Raw genomic sequence first — 17,952 nt, 5'->3', positions numbered from 1 at the left:
CGATGCGCGGTAAAATGACGGTCATGTCCCGTCCGGACCAAAGGGGCGCCAGGTCTTTGTTTTTCCTTAGGGCTGCGTCTTCGACGCCCACTGATGCCGTGAGGCCCTGCCGCTGAACGGGTTGGAGCGCGTTCGCCGACCGCAGCGGGCGGGGTAAGGGCCGATTATCACGTGTGTGGCAATCGACGGCATCGCGTATCGCGTGTACTTTCGACATGAGCAGCCGCCGCGCCGGGGCCGTCCCGCACCGGGATGGTACGGCCAAGACGACCGGTTCGGAAGTGAACGGCAAATGGCCAATATCCTCGTGGTCGACGACGATCCCCTGATCCAGGGCGCCGTGCGAGCATCCTTGCAGCGCCACGGTTTCGCGGTCGCCCTTGCCGGAGATGGGGTGGAAGGACTGGAGATTTCTGCGCGCTGGCCGATCGATCTGGCGATCGTCGATCTCTTCATGCCGAACATGGAGGGCATCGAGACGCTTCGAACCTTGCGCCAGCGGCAGCCCGATCTGCCGGTGATCGTGATGTCGGGATCGATGCAGGCAAGTGGTCCCCGGCCGCCGGCCGGCACCAACGGCAAGCGGCCCGATTTTCTCTCCATGGCGGTCGCACTCGGTGCCTGCGCGACGTTGCAGAAGCCGTTTTCCTCCGAAGAGCTGAACGACATGGTGGTGCGTCACTGCAAGGCGGCGTCTTAGGAGCGAGGCAGGACCGGATGGATGTCGGGCGTTTTTCGTGATCGCCGAGGAGTTGGGGCGGCACCGTCGGCGAAGCCGCGGTCTTGGCCCTTCGGCCGATCATTGAGCCTGTTCAGCCGCCTTGCCCTGGCGATGGCCGCGGTGGTGATTGCCACTGCGGTCACCATCGGCCTCATCAGCGCCCTGACCCTCAAATCGTTTGTCACACCGCGAGCCTTGCAACGGATGGAGTTGCATCTGCTCGTCCTGAGCGCCGACATGCGGCAGGCGGTGGACGGAGCCGGCGCCGATCTTCGGGCCTTGCAGCAGGCGAGCGGGCTTCAGGGGATCCTGCGGGCGCGCCGAGACGGCGGTGTCGATCCTGAAACGGGCTGGACCGACGCGGTCTGGCGGCGGCAGCTCTCGAACCTCTTCGCGGCGGAGCTGGAGGCCAAGCGAGCCTATCTTCAGCTCAGGGTCATCGAGGCGGCGCATGGCACGCGCGAGATCGTGCGGGTCGATCGGTCCGGGCCCGAGGGCGAGGTTCGCATCGTCTCCGACGACGAGCTGCAGACCAAGGGCGATCGGGACTATGTCGGGCAGACCATGACCTTGCCGATTGGCGCGCTGTTCGTTTCTCCGTTCGACCTGAACCAGGAATTCGGCGCCATCGAGCGGCCGTTTTCTCCGGTCGTCCGGGTGGCGATGCCGATCGCCGATGGGCGCGGCGGCACTTTCGGCATCCTCGTCGTCAATATCGACATGAAATATTTTCTCGACGCGATTCGAGAACAGAACGGTTCGAGCCGGCGCATCTACCTCGTCAACGCCCGGGGCGATTTGCTTCTGGCGCCCGACGCTTCGCGCGAGTTCGCATTCGAGCTCGGCGGCCAGGCCCGGCTTCAGGACGATTTTCCGTCCTTGGCCGATCCCATCGAACGGCATCGTTCGTTTCAAGGTGTCGTCGAAGACCGTGAGGGAGAGACGTTCGCGATCACCCTGCTTCCGTTCAGCCTGGCCGGGCTGAGGTCCTTGGCCATCGCAGAAGTGGTGCCCTATCGAGAGTTCATGGCGGTCGCCGGCACGACCGAGCGTTCGATCATGATCGGTGCCGCCTTGGCGGCGGCTGCCGCCATCGCTCTCGCGGTGTTGCTGGCGCGCTCCCAGATCAAGCCGCTCCAGCGCATTACGCTGGCTGCCCAGGCGATGGAGAGGGGCGAAGCGATCGACCTGCCGTTGGACGCGGCCGGCGAGATCGGCATCCTGGCCCGAGCCTTCGACCGGATGGCTCGCGAAGTGGGCGACAAGGCTGCGTCGCTGTCTCGAGCGATCACCGAAAACGAGAAGACCATCGCGCAACTGCACGAGCAGTCGCGTCGGTTGAAGCTCTTTACGGCGGCGTTGGAAGGGTCGGACGATGCGATCCTGATCCACGATCTCGACGGCCGCATCCAGACCTGGAACCGTGCCGCCGAAACCCTCTATGGATACAGCGCCGAGGAGGCGATCGGAAACACGACCGAATTCCTCGTTCCGCCCGAGCGCATCGAAGAATTGTACAAAAACCTGGCCCGCGTGCGAAACGGCGAACGGATCGATCATTTCGAGACGATCCGGGTGGCCAAGGACGGCCGGAGGATCGACGTGTCCCTCAGCATTTCGCCCGTCGAGGCCGACGATGGCACCCCGATCGGCGCCTCCAAGATCGCGCGCGACATCACCGCGCGCAAGGAAAGCGAGGCGGCCATCGCTGCGTCTACCGAAGAGTTGCGGCGGTCGAACGCCGAGCTGGAGGAGTTCGCCTATGTCGCCGCCCACGATCTGCAGGAGCCGTTGCGGATGGTGGCGAGCTACACGGAGCTTTTGGCGCAGCGTTACGAAGGCCAACTTGACGAGCGGGCGGACAAATACATCCACTACGCCGTCGAGGGCGCCAAGCGCATGAAGAGCCTGATCTCGGACCTGCTCGTCTATTCGCGCCTCGGAGCGCAAGGCAAGCCGTTGGAGCCGGTGAGCGTCGATATGATCCTCGACGGAGTCGAGCAGCGCATGCATCGCCTGATCGAAGAGACCGATACCGTCATCGAACGCTCGCCGATGCCGATCGTGATGGGCGACGACATTCAGCTGGGGCAGGTTTTCCAGAACCTCGTCGGCAACGCGGTCAAGTTTCGCTCCGACCAAGCACCCCGCATCTCGATCGGTGCTCGCCGGGAGGGGGCGATGTGGCGCTTTTCTGTGTCGGACAATGGCATCGGGATTGAACCACAACACGCCGAACGCGTTTTCCAGATGTTCCAGAGCCTTCACGAGCGCGGGCGATATGAAGGGAGCGGAATCGGTCTCGCCGTCGCCAAGAAAATCGTGGAGCGTCACGGCGGCCGAATCGGCCTTCAGTCCGAGCCTGGAAAGGGCTCGACCTTCTTCTTCACCGTTCCGGCGGATGCGAAAGAGTTATGAGCGAGGTTTTTCATCTTCTCCTGTTGGAGGACAACCCAGCCGACGTCGATCTGACGCGGGAGATGCTGTCTCTCAGCGAGATCGAGATCGAGATTTCTGTCGCAGCCGACGGGGTCGAAGGTATGAAGGCGCTCTATCGGCCGCCCTACGAAGCGAACGAACGGCCGGACCTCATCGTGCTGGACCTCAACATGCCCCGGAAGGATGGACGCAATTTTCTCAAGGAATTGCGACAGGACGCGACGCTCAAGGCGATTCCGGTGATCGTTCTGTCGTCGTCCGAAGCGCAGAGGGACATCGACAACAGCTACCAGCTCGGCGCCAACTGTTATGTCGCCAAGCCGGTCGACCTGCAGGCGTTCCAGGGCGTCGTGCGTACTGTCGAAAGCTTCTGGTTCAGGATCGCCAGGCTGCCCAGCGACAGCCTCTGACGCGCCGCGCCCTCCGGCGAGCCGTGCCGCCAGTTCGGACGCTACGCGAGCATCACGTGGGAGGACGCTCCAGCGTACTTGCTAGAGCGACCGAACGGCGTTCGACAGGGCGGCGCCCGTCGACGAAGCCGCCGGCGAGCGGCTCTCCCGCTGACCTTCGTATATCGCCGCTTCGAGCGTCCTCATCAGCTTGTCCGGCATGAAGGGCTTTCGCAAAGCGGCGAAGGCGCCGAGGGCGACTGCCATCTGCAGGAAATCCGGCTTGTCGTCCGTGCTTGAGGCAAGGGGATGCCCGGTCATCGCGATGATGGGGACCTCCGGATTGATCTCATGCATCTGCCGGATCGTGCCGATTCCGTCGAGGTCGGGCATGAAGATGTCGACGATCACAGCCGAGCAACCACCGCGTGCGAACAGCGCCAGACCCTCCCGGCCGCCGCTGGCGGCTCGGACGTCATAGAGCCGACTTCGAAGAATGGCCCCGAGCGCACGCAGCACATCCAGCTGGTCGTCAATTACTAGAATTGTGGGCATGTCTTCTGTCCTCTTCGCCGAGGTCGATGACGAGTATCTCTTTAGTAAGACCCGACTATGTGGAACACCGAACGGACGCCGACGCCCGAAAATCCTTGCGTATCAAGGCTTAGATAAGCCTATTTGCCTGGTCCGCTGTTCATTCACGCGGACCTCAAACAAGAGTAAAGAAAATAAGGATTTTTACCTAAAAACCAAGGGCTGCGTATTATCCAGGCGACAGCGAAGCTGATTAAAATAATCACTGAACATATTAATTTTTGTTCTTGTTTTATCTTTGGTTTGACGGTCTACTGCGGGAAAACCAAGGGTTGAGGTTGCTGTGGATGTCGAGCGTGGCAACGGAGACGGTCGCCCCGCAAGAGAGGTTGCTGAGTGCGGACCGGGTTCTTCTCCTCGTCGAGGACAATCCGGCCGATGCCGACGTCATTCGTGACCTTCTCGAAGCGACTCCGGACGGGGACAGCTTTCAGGTCCTCAACGTGACCCGGCTTGACGAGGCGAAGAAATTGCTGGTCGAACGCTCGATCGATGTCGTGCTTTTGGACTTGCGGTTGCCGGACGCTGCGGGAACCGAGGGCGTCGCGGCGCTTCTCGAGATTTCCAAGGACCTGCCGATCATCGTTCTGACGGGCATGGACGACGAGACCCTGGCGCTGAAATGCATCGACGCCGGTGCCCAGGATTACCTGTCCAAGGACGAGATCGCCTCGTCCAATCTGCGGCGCTCGATCGGATACGCGATGGCGCGGCTGCGCGAAGCGCAGATCCGTGAGCTGCAGTCGATGCTGGCCGGGTACCGGACCTTGTCGTCTTCCGGCGTGAAGACGGGAGTCACCGCGAGCATCGCCGGTGTCGGCGCGCTGAAGGAACGCAGGGAAGAGGACTATGCCAAGCTGCTCGATGCCTATTCGGACTTGTTTGCCCGATACATCGACCAACTGGCCTACCGGCAGCAGCGCCCGACGAGGTTGATGGACGAGATCGCGACTATCCTGGGGGATCTGCAGGCCGGGCCGCGTGATCTTCTGGACCTTCATGTGGCCGCGCTGGAAGAGTTGATCCACGGCGTCAGCGTTGAGCGGGCGCGCAGCTTCGTCATCGAAGGCCGGCTGCTCGCCTTGGAAATGATGGGGTTGCTGGTTGATTTTTATCGCACCGGACGGCGGCGCTTTTTTTCTGGGTCTGCAACATGACGAAGTACCGGTTGAGACTCTTCATCACGGGGCGCACGCCCCATTCGGTTCGCGCGCTCGAAAACCTCAAGGAAATCTGCGAGACCGAATTGACCGGCCGATACGAGGTCGAAATCGTCGACGTTCTCGAAAATCCGCAAATCGCCGACGACGACAAGGTTCTGGCGACACCAACCCTGGTGCGCAAATTGCCTGAGCCTGTCCGCAAGATCATCGGCGATCTCAGCGATCGCGATCGGGTCCTCCTGGGTCTCGACATCTTTTCCTCCGAGACCAAGCAAATCGCCGGCTGAACAGAGGCTATCGATGACGACAGACGAAGCGGCATGGGCGCTCGAAAGGCTGGAGACCGGCATTCCGGGTTTCGACCAGGTGTGCGGTGGCGGACTGCCGAAAAATCGCACGACCATGGTCGCCGGGACGGCCGGCAGCGGCAAGACCGTGATGGCGATGCAGTTCCTGGTGGCCGGCGTCCGCGAGTTCGATGAAAGCGGCGTCTTCGTCACCTTCGAAGAGGCGCCGGACGATCTGGTCGAGAACGTTCGCTCCTTCGGTTGGAAGATGCAGGATCTGATCGACAGGAAGAAGGTCGCCGTGGTCGATGCGACGCCCGAGCCCGGCGAAGTCAACGTCGAGATCGGTTCGTTCGATCTGTCGGCCCTCATGGCGCGCCTCGAGCGAGCCGTGAAGGAGGTGGGGGCCAAGCGTGTGATCCTCGACGCGGTCGGCGCCTTGTTCCCGCAATTCACCGACGCCAATATCGTGCGACGGGAACTGCACAGGATCGCCGTCGGGCTGCGCAGGCTCGAGGTCACGACGCTGCTGACCATGGAGCGCGTCAACGAAGACGCGACGATCGGCCGTTTCGGCGTCGAGGAATTCGTCGCCGACAACGTCATCATCCTGCGCAACCGTCTCGAACAGGAAAGACGGCGTCGCACGATCGAGATCCTCAAGCTGCGCGGCGCCGTCCATCAGAAGGGAGAGTACACCTTCACCGTGGACTCGACGAGCGGCGTCACCATCCTTCCGCTCTCGGACGTCGAGTTGAAGCAGGGGTCCTCCGCCAAGCGCGTGTCCTCCGGTGTTCCCACGATCGACAAGATGTGCGGCGGCGGCATGTACCGCGATTCGATCATTCTGGTGTCGGGAGCGACGGGGACGGGCAAGACGCTGACCGTCACCCAATACATCAAGGCCGCGATCGAGGCCGGCGAGCGCGCCCTCCTGTTCGGCTCCGAGGAAAGCCGCGATCAGCTCGCCCGCAATGCCAGTTCCTGGGGAGTCGACTACGAGAAGGCCGAACGGGACGGCCTTTTGCGCATCACCTGCCGCTATCCGGAGACCATGGGGCTCGAGGACCATCTTCTGCTGATGCGCCGCGAGATCGACGAGTTCCGGCCGTCGCGCATCGCCATCGACAGTCTGTCCGCCTTCGAGCTCTCCGGCTCGCGCCGGGCGTTTCGCGAGTTCGTTCTCGGGCTGACCAGCTATATCAAAAAGCTCGAGATCACCGGCATGATCACCAACACCACGCCGATGTTGATGGGAGGGGCGACCATCACGGAAACCCATATTTCCACCATCACCGACACCATCATCCTGCTGCGCTATGTCGAGCTTTACGGGGAAATGCGACGTGGCCTGACAATCCTGAAAATGCGCGGCACCCAGCACGAAAAGAACATTCGGGAATACGTGATCGACAGCAAAGGCATGCACGTCCAAGCGCCGTTCCGCGGCATCCACGGCATTTTGACCGGCACGCCGACCTACATGTTCGCGCGGGAGCGGGAAAACCTGTCCGACATGTTCAGTCTCGATCCGTCGAAATCGCGCAATAAGGCCGAGGGCGGATCTGAGGATGGCTCGTCCGACCGCGAGGGGTAGCGGCCGATGTCGACGGCTCACCGCCTTCTTCTCGTCGAAGACAATCCGGGCGACGCCGAACTGGCCCGCGAATGGCTCGCCGCCCTGGTGGACCTGGTGTTGGAGATCGAGGCCGTCTCCTCCCTGAAGGGAGCCCTCGAGGCGCTGCGCCGGTCGACCTTCGACGGCATCATTCTCGATCTCAACCTGCCGGACTCCCGCGGCATCGATACATTGCAACGCCTGCTGGCCTTCACCTCCGACATTCCGATCATCATCTATGCCGGCGGCGTCGGAAATCGCGACGTTGAGGCGGCGGCCAACGCCATCGGCGTCTCGGACGTGATCGTCAAGGAGGACTCCCACCTCAATCTGTTGGCCCACAGCGTCCGCTCGATGCTGCGTCGCGCCAAGGCGGAGCGCCAGCACGACCAGTTCGAAAGCCTGGTCAGCGTCATGCCGGATGCCGTCATCGTCACCGACCGCAGCGGCGTGGTGCAGTTTCTCAATCCCGCGGCGCAGGAGCTTTTCGGCCGCGCCGTCGAGGATTTCGCCGGCGAGCAGATCGGCTTTTCGGTGAAGGAGGGGGAATCCTCCGACCTCGAGATCTTCGCTGATGGGAAGCGGCGTGCCGCAGAGCTGCGCATCGGCGAATGCGTCTGGAATCGCAGGCCGGCCTATGTGGCGATGATGCGGGACGTCACCGAGGAAAAGCGGTTGGCCGACCAGTTGCGCCAGACCCAGAAGATGGAGGCGCTGGGGCTGCTCGCGGGCGGCGTCGCGCATGACTTCAACAATCTGCTTCTGGTGATGCTGCTCTATGCCGACATCATCGCCAAGGATCCGGCCGGCGCGGCCGTGCGCGAGGAGGCGGGCGAGATCCTGCAGGCCGTCATGCGCGCCCAGGCGCTCACCCGGCAGTTGATGACCTTCTCGCGGCGCCAGCCGATCGAGACGACGATCATCAACATCGACGGCCTCGTCACCGGTCTCCATTCCATGCTGCGGCGCCTGCTGCCGTCCAATATCGAAATCACCAGCGATTTTGCCGAAGGCCTGTGGCCGGTGCTCGGCGATCGCGGCCAGATCGAGCAGGTGCTGATCAATCTCGCCGTCAACGCCCGCGACGCGATGTCCGAAGGCGGTCGGTTCTCTCTGGAGCTCCGGAACGTGTCGATCCGCCGACACGAGCGCTCGGTGCCGCCCGGCGACTATCTGTGTCTGACCATCAGCGACACCGGCACGGGCATGTCGGACGAGGTGCGCGCGCACATCTTCGATCCCTTCTTCACCACCAAGGCGCGCGGCGAAGGCACCGGGCTCGGTCTGGCGACGAGCTATGCCATCGTCACCCGGATGAATGGCGAGATCACATGCCAGAGCGCGCCCGGAGACGGGGCACAGTTCACCATCCTTTTGCCGCGTGCCGAGAAGCCCGCGGAGAAGGCCGTCAGCGAGATTTCCGAGCTGGAGGGCCTGGGCGGCAGCGAAACGGTGCTCGTCGTCGACGACGACCAGGCGGTGGCCCGGGCGGCCTGCCGCATCCTGGAGAGCAAAGGCTATACCGTCCTTCTGGCCGGCAACGGCATCGAGGCACGCCATATCCTGGCGGAGCGCGCCGAGCCGGTCGACCTGGTCCTGAGCGACGTCGTCATGCCGAAGGAGGGGGGGCCGGCGCTCTCGGAGCATCTGCGCCGTCGCTTCAATGGCCTGCCGGTGGTCTTCATGACCGGATACAGCGACCATCCGATCGCCCATTCCAGCGGCGAAAGCACGATCAACGGCTTTCCGGCGCTCCTCAAGCCGTTCAAGCCACATGAGCTCCTGAAATTGGTCCGAAGCTCGATCGATGGCGCCCGCGATGGCGCAGGGTGATCGGCGACCCGACGTACGGTGCTGGTCGCCGCCGGCGTCGAGATCCCGGTCTTGCCGCCCGCAAGCCGCCGCGACTCGACCTGCTCGATCGCCAGACTTGAACCGGCAGGGGATTTATGATCTTGGAGCCGCCAAAGGCCGCACGGCCCCTCCCAGTCAATCGAGCGCGCGCATGAAGATCAACGGCAACGAAATCCGCCCCGGCAACGTCATCGAGCACAATGGCGGCCTGTGGGCCGCGGTCAAGACCGCCCACGTCAAGCCCGGCAAGGGCGGTGCCTTCAACCAGGTCGAACTGAAGAACCTGATCGACGGCACCAAGCTCAACGAGCGCTTCCGCGCGTCCGAGACGGTCGAGCGTGTCCGGCTGGAGCAGAAGGACTTTCAGTTCCTCTATGCCGAAGGCGAGATGCTGGTGTTCATGGACTCCGAGACCTTCGAGCAGCTGGAACTGCAGCAGGATTTCGTCGGCGACCGCTCGGCCTTCCTGCAGGACGGCATGACGGTGACGGTCGAACTCTACGAGGAAAAGCCGATCGGCATCTCGCTGCCCGATCAGGTGACGTTGACGATCACCGAGGCGGATCCGGTGGTCAAGGGTCAGACCGCGGCTTCCTCCTACAAGCCGGCGATCATGGAAAACGGCGTCCGCGTCATGGTGCCGCCCTTCATCGAAGCCGGCGAGCGCATCGTTGTCGACACGAACGAAATTACCTATGTGCGGCGGGCCGACTAGCGGCCCATTTCCAACCGGCCGCGCCGACGGCGCCCCCGACAGCCCACCTTTGAAGCGATGGAGCCGCTGCCGGCCAGCGCTTTCGGACCGTCGCTGACAATGAGAGACGTGTCATGGCTCGCTCCGCTCTTCTGACCGTAATGACGCAGGCCGCGCTCAAGGCCGGCCGCTCGCTGACGCGCGACTTCGGCGAGGTCCAGAATCTTCAGGTCTCGATGAAGGGACCGGCGGATTTCGTCTCCAATGCCGATCGCAAGGCCGAGGAGATCGTCTTCCGCGAGCTGGAGCGCGCCCGGCCCGACTGGGGCTTCCTGATGGAGGAGCGCGGCGCGATCGAGGGCAACGACGCGACCCATCGCTGGATCGTCGACCCTCTCGACGGCACCACCAACTTTCTGCACGGCATCCCGGTGTTCGCCGTGTCGATCGCGCTGGAGCGCGAGGGGCAGATCGTCGCGGGTGTGATCTTCAATCCGGCGACCGACGAGCTCTATACCGCCGAGCGGGGAGGTGGGGCGTTTCTCAACGACCGCCGCATCCGCGTTTCGGCGCGCATGAAGATGAACGAGGCCCTGTTCGGCACCGGAATTCCCTTCATGGGGCGTGGCGATCATTCGCTCTTCCTGTTCGAGGCGCGCCAGATCATGTCCGAGACCGCGGGCATCCGGCGCATGGGAGCGGCCGCGCTCGACCTTGCCGCCGTCGCCGCCGGGCGGCTAGACGGCTTCTGGGAGCGGGGGCTTCTGCCCTGGGACGTGGCGGCCGGCGCGATCATCCTGCGCGAGGCGGGCGGGTTCATCAGCCGCACCGACGGCTCGGCGTTCGACCACATGGCCGGCGACGTAGCCTGCGGTAACGAGACCCTGCACAAGGCCCTGCTGGAACGCCTGGCCATGGCCGCGGCGGCACGGCGCAGCGCGACCGCCTGAAAACGCACGTGCCGGGGCTGCGCCGGCATTCATTGGCTCTTTCGCATGACTGAAGCTTGGAGTGGATGGCCATCCGCGTTATGGAAAGGCCGCCGCGGCGTTCCAATGCGCCTTATTCTCCGCTAGTTTGGCTGCCATCGGGCAGACAGGGCTATTTCAGAAGCGCGATGCAAGTCTTCAGTTCGCCGCACGACAAGACCACGCGATCCGGCGGTTTCGATCCGCACAGGCTGTCGAGTCCCCTCGTCTTTCTGTGGTCGATGCTGGTGTTCCTGGCGCTCGCCGGCTTCGTCGCCGCGATCCTGTGGCGCCAGGTGTCCTCGGCCTTCGTCACCAATCCTGGCCTGAACGGGCTGATCGTCGGCGTGCTCGGCGTTGGCATCCTTCTCGCCCTGGTCCAGGTCGTGCGGCTTTCGCGCGAGGTGCGCTGGGTCAATGCCTTCCGCGACGGCGACACCGAATTCGAGGAGATGCGCGGGCCCGTCCTGCTGGCGCCCATGCGCGGGCTGATCGGCCGGCGCCGCCAGTTGTCGCTGTCGACGATGTCGCTGCGCTCGATCCTCGATTCCGTCGCCACACGGCTGGACGAGACGCGCGACATCTCACGCTATCTGATCGGGCTCCTGGTGTTCCTCGGTCTGCTCGGCACCTTCTGGGGCCTTCTTCGGACCATCGGCTCGATCGGCTCGACCATCCAGGCACTCGATCCGGCCGGCGGCGACACGGCAAGCATTCTCGACGCGCTGAAGGCCGGCCTCGTCGCGCCGCTGTCGGGCATGGGCACGGCCTTTTCCTCCTCGCTGTTCGGTCTGTCGGGCTCGCTGATCCTGGGGTTTCTGGATCTCCAGCTCGGCCGCGCCCAGAACCGCTTCTATACGGAGCTGGAGAACTGGCTGTCGTCGATCACCGACGTGGGGCAGGATCTGTTGCTCGGTCCGGGCCCCGTCGGCCACCACCGGGGCGAGGATGACGAACTGCGGGCGCTGACCGACAAGATCAACCGGATCGTCCAGGAGCAGGCGGTCTCGCCGCGCCAGAGCGCTGCCATGGCCAGTCTCGCCGAAAGCATCCAGGGGCTGGTCCAGCATATGCGCTCCGAGCAGCAGATGCTGCGCGACTTCGTCGAGGCGCAAGCGGGCGAGCAGCGCGAACTGCGCGGCGTGCTCGACCGGCTGTCGCGCTCGATCGAGAATCGGCAGGACTGATCCGTGGCGCTGGCACGCAATCGCCGGTCGGAGCGCGGGATCGACTACTGGCCCGGCTTCGTCGACGCGCTGTCGACGCTGCTCCTGGCGATCATGTTTCTGCTCTCGGTGTTCGTGCTCGCGCAGTTTCTCCTGAGCCGAGAGATCAGCGGCCAGGACGAGGCGCTGAACCGCCTCAACGAGCAGATCAACGAGCTGACGCAACTCCTGGCGCTGGAGCGCAGCTCCAACGACGATTTCGAGACGCAGATCTCCAGCCTGCAGGCCTCCCTGTCGGCGAGCGAGCAGGAGCGCTCGCGCTTGCAGCTGGCGCTCGATTCCGGCAGCGGCACGGCCGCCCAGGCGGAAACACAGATCGGCACCCTCGAAGGCCAGCTGTCCGAGCAGCGGCAATTGTCGCAGCGCGCCCAGGCGCAGGTCGAACTCTTGAACCAGCAGCTCGCCGCGCTGCGCCAGCAGATCGGTGCGCTGGAGGATGCTCTGCAGATCTCCGAAAACCGCGACCAGGAAAGCCAGACCAAGATCGCCGATCTCGGTCGCCGGCTGAATCTCGCTTTGGCGCAGCGTGTTCAGGAGCTGGCACGCTATCGCTCGGACTTCTTCGGTCGGCTGCGTGAGATTCTCGCCGACCGCGAGAACATCCGCATCGTCGGCGACCGCTTCGTCTTCCAGTCGGAGGTCCTGTTCCCCTCCGGCAGCGACCTGCTGCAGCCGGCCGGTCAGGACGAGATGGTCAAGCTCGCCGACGCGATCAAGGAACTGGCGCACGAGATCCCCTCCGATATCAACTGGATCATTCGCGTCGACGGCCACACCGACAACGTACCGATCAGCGGCGGACGATTCCGCGACAATTGGGACCTGTCGACCAACCGCGCGGCGGCCGTCGTGCGCTTCCTGATCGAGCAGGGCGTGCCGGCCGAGCGCCTCGCGGCGACCGGCTTCGGCGAGTATCAGCCGCTCGATCCCGAGGACACGCCGGAAGCGCGCGCCCGCAATCGCCGCATCGAATTGAAGCTGACCGAACGCTGAGGCTTGTTTGTCGGCGGGGCGGAGGCAGCTGGCGTCTGTCTCGCCGGCTCCCGCTGTCCGCGGTCCTGCGACCGATCGTCCGATGCGGCGCGTGCTTCGTCGAACGATTGGAGAAACCGGCTCGCCACCTGCGCGTTCTGGGACTGTGAGTCACAGGAGATCGCCCTGTCATGAGGTTCCGAAATCGCATTCTGCTGGCCGCCGTCGTTGGCGGCGCCTGGTATCTGCTCAAGAAGCAGCGCGACGACGAGATGACGTTTGCCGGCGTGCATTCGCGGCCTTCGCCGCACACGGCCAACGATCGGCTGGAGCGGCTGGCCGCCGAACACCGGGCAAAACAAGCGGGCCGCGCCGCGCAGCCCGTTGACCGGGTGGACGAGGCAGGAGACGAGTCGTTTCCGGCCAGCGATCCGCCGGCTTATTGAGCGCGGCCCAAGGCCTCTTCCGATTGTCCGTGGTGCTCACGGAATTCCACGGTTCGCCTCGGAAATTGAGCGCGGCTCGCCTTGACCCTCGGGTCAAATGGAGTAGCCGTCGCCTGAGCGCCGATCGACGGCGTGCCGTCGGGTGTCGTTCGCGGCCCCGGAGGGCGAACAGGGGATACTGAGGAAGACCACCATGCAGAAGCCGATCCCATTCATCGATCTTGCCACGCAACGGGATCGGATCCGCGATCGCATCGATGCCCGGCTGGCATCGGTTCTCGACAGCGGCGCCTACATCCTCGGACCCGAGGTCCGGGAATTGGAAGAACGGCTCTCGGAGTTCGGCGGCATGGCGGCGACGCTGAGCTGCGCGTCGGGTACGGACGCCTTGATCCTGCCGCTCATGGCCTGGGACATCAAGGCGGGTGATGCGGTGTTCGTGCCGAGCTTCACGTTTGCGGCGACGGCCGAGGTCGTGGCGCTGCTCGGTGCCACGCCCGTCTTCGTCGATGTCTTGCCGGACACGTTCAACATGGATCCGGCCAATCTGGAGGCGGCGATCGGCGAGGTGAAGCGGGCCGGGGTCCTGACGCCGCGCGCGGTCATTGCGGTCGATCTGTTCGGTCTGATTGCCGACTACCCGACGCTGAAGCCGATCTGCGACAAGCATGGGCTGAAACTGATTTCCGATGCCGCTCAAGGCTACGGCTCGACGCTGGACGCGCAGATGGCTGGCGCCTGGGCTGACGTCGTGTCCACGAGCTTCTATCCGGCCAAGCCGCTCGGCTGTTACGGCGACGGTGGTGCAGTGCAGACCGACGACACGGAACTCGCCGAAATCATGAGGTCGCTGCGCGTGCATGGCGCCTCGGCCAAAGATCGCTACGACAATGTGCGAATCGGCATCAATGGTCGGCTGGATACGATCCAGGCCGCCATCCTTTTGGAAAAGCTCGCGATTTTTCCCGAAGAGATCGAGCGTCGCACCGCCACGGCCAAGCGCTACGACGCGGCGTTTGCGGGTCTTGCGACGCCGCAGCACGTGATGGAAGGCGCTGTGTCGACCTGGGCGCAGTACACGATCAAGGTCGAGCATGGCCGGGACCGCTTCGTGGCCGAGATGAAGGAGCGGGGCGTGCCGACGGTGATCTACTACGGCAAGCCGCTGCATCGGCAGACCGCCTATCGCGATTTCCCCTGCACCGGCAATGGCCTGGCCGTCACCGATCGGCTTTCCGAGGTCGTCGTCAGCCTGCCCATGCACGCCTATCTCGATGCCGAGACTCAGGATCGCATCATTGCCGCCGCGCAGGACTCGCTGGCTGCAATCGCGGCCGAAAGGGCCTGAACCGAGCCGGGCTGCGAACCGCATAAAAAAGGCGAGGCAGCCATCGCTGCCTCGCCGGGAAAGATCGGAGCTGAGGGAGGAGCAGACTATTCCTCTTCGTCCTCACTCTCTTCGCGGCGCATCGCGGTGAGCTTGGCGAACACCGCGGCCGCATCCAGCTCTTCGTCCTCGGACCGGTCCTGGCCATAGGATTGCGTCTGCGCCGCCGAAAGAAGGCGTTCCTCTTCGGCGTTGGGCTGCTGCGGCAGGTCGCGCGCGGCCTTCTCGACTTCCAGGTCCAGGTCGATCTGCGAGCAGAGCCCGAGCGTCACCGGATCCATCGGCTGCAGATTGGCCGAGTTCCAGTGGGTGCGCTCGCGAATCTGCTCGATCGTGTTCTTGGTGGTGCCGACCAGTCGCGAGATCTGCGCGTCCTTGAGCTCCGGATGATTGCGCACCAGCCACAGGATCGCGTTGGGGCGATCCTGACGCTTGGAGACCGGCGTGTAGCGCGGCCCCTTGCGCTTGGCCTCCGGGACACGGACCTTCGGCGGCGCCAGCTTGAGGCGGTGGTTGGTGTCCTTCTCGCCCTTCTCGATCTCGTCGCGACTGAGTTGGCCGGTCAGGATCGGATCGAGCCCTTTGATGCCTTGCGCTGATTCGCCGTCGGCGATCGCCTTCACCTCCAGCGGATGGAGCGTGCAGAAATCCGCGATCTGGTCGAACGAGAGCGACGTGTTGTCGACGAGCCAGACGGCCGTCGCCTTTGGCATCAAGAGTTGCTGGGCCACAGATAAAGACCTCCTCTTCGCTCGCCCGGGTAGGGGCGGGCTGTGGACGAAACCACATGTTCTGGAATGACCCCTTTATAGGGAGTCGCGCATCGTTCCGCAAGGAAGCCCGCCGAGCGCCGTCGCGGCGCTGGGGAACCCGGTCCTGCGCCGGCCCGATGTCATTCGGCGCAGGGCATCGTCAGGACGATCTTGCCGACGTGATCGCGGTCGAGATGGCGATGCGCCTCCGCCGCTTGCGCCAGCGGATAGACCGCCTCGATGACCGGCCGGGCAGCTCCGCTCGCCAGAAATGGCCAGACATTGGTCTCCAACCCCCGTGCCAGGGCCGCCTTGACCTCGACCGGTCGGTTACGCAGGGTCGATCCCGTCAGCGTCAGCCGCTTGCGCATCAGCAGTGAGGCGTCGATCTCGCAATGCGCACCCTTGAGGAAGGCGATCTGCACGATGCGGCCGTCCTCGGCGGCGACCTGCAGATTGCGGTTGAGATAGTCGCCGCCCACCATGTCGAGGATCAGGTCGACGCCGCGTCCCTTGGTGGCGGCGAGTGCCGCTTCGACGAAGTCGCTGTCGCGATAGTTGATCGCCGTCGTCGCGCCGAGCGCGCGCACCGCCTCGCATTTCTCCTCGCTGCCGACGGTGGCCAGGACCGTGGCGCCGAATACCCGGCCGAGCTGGATGGCGGTCGTGCCGATGCCGGACGCGCCGCCATGCACCAGAAAGGTCTCCCCGCGTTCCAGCCGGCCGCGCTCGAAGACATTATGCCACACGGTGAAGAACGTCTCCGGGACCGCGGCGGCTTCCACCATCGACAGGCCTTGCGGGATCGGCAGGGCATTGCCTTCGGCCACGACGCAGGCCTCGCCATAGCCCCCGCCGGGCAGCAGCGCCATCACCCGATCGCCCGGCGTGAAGCGCGAGGTCTCGGCGCCGCAGGCGGTGACGATCCCGGCCACCTCGAGCCCCGGCCAGTCGGGAGCCCCGGGCGGGGGAGGGTAGGCGCCCAGGCGCTGCAACGCATCCGGCCGATTGACCCCGGCCGCATGCACTTCGATGAGCAGGTCCCTCGGTCCCGGCGTAGGGATCGGTCGCGTGGCCTCTGCAAGGACCTCCGGACCACCCGGTTCGGTGATCGCGATGACCGTCATTGTGGATGTCGGTGCCATCTTGTCTCCTTAACGAAAAGCGATGTTGGGCACCGATCGAAAGCCGATTCGGCGCCGCAGTAAGACTTAATCAAGCTTTATGGAGCATAAATCAGTTCTCCGGATTTTTCCGGATGAGCGGCGCCGACCCAGCGGTGGGTGCCGTTGACGCCTCCCTGTTGAAACTTCTGAGAGCCGCCCTGCGGCTCTTTTTTTTAGGGGGCCTGCGAACCTCCTCGCCTTCTTCGTGTTATAATTTGGCTGTTGACATTAACCAAATTTAACGGCTGCCCTTGCCTTGAGACCGAGGTGGAGACAGTTTTGACGGGCAGTCGGCGCGCCGGAAGCGTTCGCTGCTCACCACATGAAGGCCGCTGACGCAATGACGACCCCGAGCCACGATCAACTGGACGACGACAGAACCGTCCGGCTTGCCGAACATCTTGCCTTTTCCCGGTCGTTCCAGGCGTTGTTCAACGAGGGCATGACCCTGGTGGACGAGACGGCGGCCTATCTGGACGGCGACGGACGGGTCGAGGCCAAACGGCTGTCGAAGCCGGCCGCCACGCTCTATGCGGCCGAATCGATGCGGCTTACCACCCGGCTGATGCAGATCGCCTCCTGGCTTCTGCTCCAGCGTGCGGCCAATCAGGGCGACATGTCGCGGGCGCAGGTCGAGGCGGAAAAGGTCAAGATCCGGCTGGAAGGGGTGGGCACTGGCAAGGATTCGCCCCAGTTCGCCGAGCTTCCGGAGATCTTCCGGTCCCTCGTCGAGCGTGTGCTCAAGCTCGAGCGACGGATCGTCATGCTGGACCGCGAGATCTACGGCAGCGGCTTTCAGGACCCCGAAGTCACCCGCAACCCGGTGGGCGAGCAGATCGACCTGCTCAAGACCGCTTTCAATCTCTAGACGCGCGATCCGGGACGATCCGCGGATGGATGACCCGGGACCGCCATTGGCGGTTTCTGTTTTGGTATTCCTGAAGCGCGACAGGCTTCAACCCTACAGACAGATAAACCTATAAGTCGGTGCTTCGCGGGCGATGCGCATCATGCATCCCCCCGTGTCGGTCCCTCACAAGCGAAATCGATGGTCGCACCGTTCGGCGGGATGATTGAATCGCCGGACGGCCTTCATGCGTCTCCACCGGCGGCCCGTGGCGGACGCGCAAAAACAAGCCCCGCCGAAACCAGGCTGTGTGGAAAGCCGGGCAAATCAGATAGGATGGCCGCCTTGGGAACAGGGCGGCCATTTTCATGGGATATATCGTCGGCGAGGATCGGGAGCAGGTATCGCTTCTGCCGTCACGGATCGAAG

General features: G+C 64.1%; 17 protein-coding genes. 14 read left to right on the top strand and 3 right to left on the bottom strand.

Annotation, left to right across the window (positions count from 1 at the left end):
* The first annotated feature begins 292 nt into the window (after positions 1-292).
* From SMD10_RS15075 to SMD10_RS15065, 3 genes are all read left to right on the top strand, one after another.
* Positions 293-700, top strand: a complete 408-nt coding sequence (locus SMD10_RS15075) for a response regulator (RefSeq protein ID WP_331686539.1) — start codon at positions 293-295, stop codon at positions 698-700.
* A 102-nt stretch (positions 701-802) separates the two neighbouring features.
* Positions 803-3,139, top strand: coding sequence for a sensor histidine kinase (locus tag SMD10_RS15070; protein WP_331686538.1), 2,337 nt, complete (start codon positions 803-805; stop codon positions 3,137-3,139).
* A complete protein-coding gene (locus SMD10_RS15065; protein ID WP_331686537.1) occupies positions 3,136-3,570 on the top strand; it encodes a response regulator in 435 nt (144 codons plus the stop codon). The genes SMD10_RS15070 and SMD10_RS15065 overlap by 4 nt, the downstream gene beginning before the upstream one ends.
* An 81-nt stretch (positions 3,571-3,651) precedes the next feature.
* On the opposite strand, the gene SMD10_RS15060 is transcribed toward SMD10_RS15065, so the two are convergent.
* Complete coding sequence (locus SMD10_RS15060; protein WP_331686536.1) at positions 3,652-4,104, bottom strand: response regulator; 453 nt, start codon at positions 4,102-4,104, stop codon at positions 3,652-3,654.
* 335 nt (positions 4,105-4,439) lie between these two features.
* Between SMD10_RS15060 and SMD10_RS15055 the strand changes: the two genes are divergently transcribed.
* The 10 genes from SMD10_RS15055 to SMD10_RS15010 all read left to right on the top strand — a co-directional run bounded on the left by SMD10_RS15055 (position 4,440) and on the right by SMD10_RS15010 (position 14,719).
* Positions 4,440-5,300, top strand: a complete 861-nt coding sequence (locus SMD10_RS15055; protein ID WP_331686535.1) for a response regulator — start codon at positions 4,440-4,442, stop codon at positions 5,298-5,300.
* A gap of 11 nt (positions 5,301-5,311) precedes the next feature.
* Positions 5,312-5,593, top strand: coding sequence for a circadian clock protein KaiB (kaiB, locus tag SMD10_RS15050; protein ID WP_331686534.1), 282 nt, complete (start codon positions 5,312-5,314; stop codon positions 5,591-5,593).
* 13 nt (positions 5,594-5,606) lie between these two features.
* Positions 5,607-7,190 (top strand): circadian clock protein KaiC, encoded by a 1,584-nt coding sequence (kaiC, locus tag SMD10_RS15045; RefSeq protein ID WP_331686533.1) that lies wholly within the window; start codon positions 5,607-5,609, stop codon positions 7,188-7,190.
* Positions 7,191-7,196: 6 nt separating this feature from the next.
* Complete coding sequence (locus SMD10_RS15040; protein WP_331686532.1) at positions 7,197-9,044, top strand: response regulator; 1,848 nt, start codon at positions 7,197-7,199, stop codon at positions 9,042-9,044.
* A gap of 172 nt (positions 9,045-9,216) precedes the next feature.
* Positions 9,217-9,780, top strand: coding sequence for an elongation factor P (gene efp / locus SMD10_RS15035; protein ID WP_331686531.1), 564 nt, complete (start codon positions 9,217-9,219; stop codon positions 9,778-9,780).
* Positions 9,781-9,893: 113 nt separating this feature from the next.
* Positions 9,894-10,709 (top strand): inositol monophosphatase family protein, encoded by an 816-nt coding sequence (locus SMD10_RS15030; protein WP_331686530.1) that lies wholly within the window; start codon positions 9,894-9,896, stop codon positions 10,707-10,709.
* A gap of 167 nt (positions 10,710-10,876) precedes the next feature.
* The gene (locus SMD10_RS15025) at positions 10,877-11,914 is read left to right on the top strand and encodes a flagellar motor protein MotA (protein WP_331686529.1); all 1,038 of its coding nucleotides are present in this window, start codon (positions 10,877-10,879) and stop codon (positions 11,912-11,914) included.
* A gap of 3 nt (positions 11,915-11,917) precedes the next feature.
* Positions 11,918-12,946: a peptidoglycan -binding protein gene (locus tag SMD10_RS15020; RefSeq protein WP_331686528.1), complete on the top strand. Its 1,029-nt coding sequence runs from the start codon at positions 11,918-11,920 to the stop codon at positions 12,944-12,946.
* A gap of 170 nt (positions 12,947-13,116) precedes the next feature.
* Positions 13,117-13,371, top strand: coding sequence for a hypothetical protein (locus SMD10_RS15015; protein ID WP_331686527.1), 255 nt, complete (start codon positions 13,117-13,119; stop codon positions 13,369-13,371).
* A gap of 193 nt (positions 13,372-13,564) precedes the next feature.
* Positions 13,565-14,719, top strand: coding sequence for a DegT/DnrJ/EryC1/StrS family aminotransferase (locus SMD10_RS15010; protein ID WP_331686526.1), 1,155 nt, complete (start codon positions 13,565-13,567; stop codon positions 14,717-14,719).
* Between the two features lie 86 nt (positions 14,720-14,805).
* Here the strand turns inward: SMD10_RS15010 and SMD10_RS15005 are convergent, their stop codons facing one another.
* Together SMD10_RS15005 and SMD10_RS15000 are read right to left on the bottom strand one after the other, a co-directional pair.
* Positions 14,806-15,489: a DUF1013 domain-containing protein gene (locus SMD10_RS15005; RefSeq protein ID WP_331686525.1), complete on the bottom strand. Its 684-nt coding sequence runs from the start codon at positions 15,487-15,489 to the stop codon at positions 14,806-14,808.
* Between the two features lie 161 nt (positions 15,490-15,650).
* Positions 15,651-16,655: an NAD(P)H-quinone oxidoreductase gene (locus SMD10_RS15000; RefSeq protein ID WP_331686524.1), complete on the bottom strand. Its 1,005-nt coding sequence runs from the start codon at positions 16,653-16,655 to the stop codon at positions 15,651-15,653.
* A gap of 361 nt (positions 16,656-17,016) precedes the next feature.
* Here SMD10_RS15000 and rcdA point away from each other — a divergent pair, with 361 nt between their 5' ends.
* On the top strand, positions 17,017-17,544 hold the full coding sequence (rcdA, locus tag SMD10_RS14995) for a protease adaptor protein RcdA (protein ID WP_331686523.1): 528 nt from the start codon (positions 17,017-17,019) through the stop codon (positions 17,542-17,544).
* Positions 17,545-17,952: the final 408 nt, after the last annotated feature.

It is taken from the genome of Consotaella aegiceratis (assembly GCF_036541425.1).
Lineage (GTDB): Bacteria > Pseudomonadota > Alphaproteobacteria > Rhizobiales > Rhizobiaceae > Consotaella > Consotaella aegiceratis.
Note: the sequence above shows the minus strand (reverse complement) of the source record. Positions and strands in the feature narration are given on the sequence as shown.